The sequence below is a fragment of the Burkholderia sp. LMG 13014 genome, from assembly GCF_905232215.1.
In the GTDB taxonomy this organism is placed as follows: Bacteria; Pseudomonadota; Gammaproteobacteria; order Burkholderiales; family Burkholderiaceae; genus Burkholderia.
In genome coordinates, this window is the sequence record NZ_CAJNKE010000653.1 from 1 (window position 1) to 3156 (window position 3156).

General features: G+C 65.4%; 2 protein-coding genes. Both read right to left on the minus strand.

The annotated features are described in order from the left end of the window. Positions 1-13: 13 nt before the first annotated feature. A complete protein-coding gene (htpG, locus tag JYJ84_RS32540; protein ID WP_122945970.1) occupies positions 14-1912 on the minus strand; it encodes a molecular chaperone HtpG in 1899 nt (632 codons plus the stop codon). A gap of 158 nt (positions 1913-2070) precedes the next feature. After that, positions 2071-3156: PLP-dependent aminotransferase family protein (locus JYJ84_RS32545; protein WP_205189981.1), on the minus strand; the 1086-nt coding region annotated here is incomplete at its 5' end.

The window sequence follows — 3156 nt, forward strand, 5'->3', positions numbered from 1 at the left end:
CGCATGCGTGTGTTCACGCAGCGCGCGACAGCAGCAGCGCGTTGGTCCGCTTCACGAAGCTTGCCGGATCGTCGAGCATGCCACCTTCGGCCAGCAGTGCCTGATCGAACAGCAGATGGCACCAGTCGCCGAAATCGACGCTGTCGGCCTTCAACTGCTTCACGAGCGCGTGCTCCGGATTGATCTCGAGGATCGGCTGCATCGCCGGCGCGTTCTGGCCGGCTGCCTTCAGCATCCGCTGCAGGTAGCCGCTCATGTCGTTGTCGTCGGCAACGAGGCACGACGGCGAATCGGTCAGGCGGAACGTGACGCGCACTTCCTTCACCTTGTCGCCGAGCGCTTCCTTCATCTTCTCGACGACAGGCTTGATCGCCTCGCCCGCCTGTTCCTGCGCCTTCTTCTCCTCGTCGTTCAGCTCGCCGAGATCGAGGTCGCCACGTGCCACGCTCGCGAGCGGCTTGCCGTCGAATTCCTGCAGGAACGACAGCATCCATTCGTCGACGCGATCGGTCAGCAGCAGCACCTCGACGCCCTTCTTGCGGAACACTTCGAGATGCGGGCTGTTCTTCGCGGCCTGCCATGCGTCGGCCGTCACGTAGTAGATCTTGCTCTGCTCGGGCTTCATGCGCGACACGTAGTCGGCGAGCGACACGTCCTGCGCGTCGGTGTCGCCGTGCGTCGACGCGAAGCGCAGCAGCTTCGCGATACGTTCGCGGTTCGCGTGATCCTCGCCGAGGCCTTCCTTCAGCACCTGGCCGAACGCGCCCCAGAACGTCTTGTACTTCTCCTTGCCGGCATCCTCTTCCGCATTCGCGAGCTCTTCGAGCATCGACAGCGCGCGCTTCGTCACGCCTTCGCGGATCGCCTTCACGTCGCGGCTTTCCTGCAGGATCTCGCGCGACACGTTCAGCGGCAGGTCGGCCGAATCGACGACGCCCTTCACGAAACGCAGGTATTGCGGCAGCAGCTGCTCGGCGTCGTCCATGATGAACACGCGCTTCACGTACAGCTTCAGGCCGCCGCGATAGTCGCGATTCCACATATCGAACGGCGCGTGCGACGGCACGAACAGCAGTTGCGTGTATTCGCTGCGGCCCTCGACGCGGTTATGCGTCCACGTGAGCGGATCCTGGTGATCGTGCGCGATGTGCTGGTAGAACTGCGTGTACTGCTCGTCGGTGACGTCGCTCTTCGAACGCGTCCACAGCGCGCTCGCCTGGTTGACGGTCTCGTCCTCGTCCTTCAGGACCATCTCGCCCTTTTCCTGATCCCATTCTTCCTTCTGCATCAGGATCGGCAGCGCGATGTGGTCGGAATACTTCTGGATGATCGACTGCAGGCGGTGCGACGACAGCAGCTCGTCCTCGCCTTCGCGCAGGTGCAGCGTGATCGTCGTGCCGCGCTGCGCGCGCTCGATCGCGTCGATCGTGAAATCGCCCTCGCCCGCGCTTTCCCAGCGCACGGCTTCGCTCGCCGGCAGGCCCGCGCGACGCGTCTCGACGGTAATCTTGTCGGCGACGATGAAGCCCGAGTAGAAGCCGACGCCGAACTGGCCGATCAGCGCCGCATCCTTCTGCTGGTCGCCGGACAGCTTCGTGAAGAATTCCTTGGTGCCCGAACGCGCGATCGTGCCGAGGTTCGCGATCGCCTCGTCGCGGCTCATGCCGATGCCGTTGTCGTCGATCGTGATCGTGCGCGCGGCCTTGTCGTAGCCGATGCGGATGCGCAGGTTCGGATCGTTTTCGTACAGCGCGTTGTCCGCGAGCCCTTCGAAACGCAGCTTGTCGGCCGCGTCGGACGCGTTCGACACCAGTTCGCGCAGGAAAATTTCCTTGTTGCTGTAGAGCGAATGGATCATCAGGTGGAGGAGTTGCTTGACCTCTGCCTGAAAGCTCATCGTTTCGTGTGCCATGGATGCTGTTTCCTCTTACTTGAACTTGAATGGTGTGGCGCAGGCGTCCGGCGCGCGATGCCGGCCGGCCCGTGAAAGGCGACCGCCTGGCGCAAGCGGTTTGCGCGGGTATCTGGGGACGGCACGCCCGATTTCAAGGCCCGGCGTGCCGCGCCGCGTCACGACGCGCGGCGCGCGGCCGAATCGATATAACGCGACAGCAGCCCCGGCAGCGCCGGATCGCCGCAGTTCGCGATGTTGAAGCGCATCCACGTCGACGGCGATTGCTGCGGCGAGAACAGGCTGCCGGGCGTCAGCAAGAAGCCGGCCTCGTGCGCGACCGCCGCGAGCGCGTCCGAATCGACGCCCGTGTCGGCCCACAGGAACATCCCGGCCGCCGGCATCGTGAAGAGGCCGAGCCCGGTACGCTCGAGCATCCGCGCGGTCTTGTCGCGCACGCCGTCGAGTCGCGCGCGCAACCGCTCGACGTGACGCCGGTAGTGCCCTTCGGTCAGGATCTTGTAAAGCACGCGCTCGTTCAGCTCGGGCGTCGTCATCCCGACCAGCATCTTCTGGTCGGTGACCGCCTTCGCGATCTCCGGCGCGCATGCGACATAGCCGACCCGCAGGTTCGCCGCGAGCGTCTTCGAATAGCTGCCGAGGTAGATCACGCGCTTCAGCTGGTCGAGGCTCGCGAGCCGCGTGGCCGGATAGCTCGGCGGGCACAGGTCGCCGTACACGTCGTCCTCGACGACGAGGAAGTCGTACGCTTCCGCGAGCTTCAGGATCCGGAACGCCTGCGCGGCCGACAGCGACGTGCCGGTCGGGTTCTGCAGCACCGAGTTGATCACGAGCATCTTCGGCCGCCACATCTGCACGAGCGTCTCGAGCGCGTCGAGATCGGGGCCGTCCGGCGTGTACGGCATCCCGACGAGCTGCGCGCCCTGCGCCGCGAAGCGGCCGAACATCTGGAACCAGGCCGGGTCGCCGACGATCACCGCATCGCCGGGCTTCACGTAGATCCGCGAGATCAGGTCGATCGCCTGCGTGATCCCCGATACCAGCACGATCTGTTCCGGCTTCACGCCGATCTCCACTTCGGCGAGACGCGTCTGCAGTTGCTGGCGCAGCGGCAGGAAGCCCTGCGCGGTGCCGAAGCCGAGCATCTGCGCGCCGGACTGGCGCCCGAGTGCGCGCAGCGCGCCGGTGATCAGTTCGCCGTCGAGCCAGCGGCCCGGCAGATAGCCGAGACCCGGCCCCTTTTC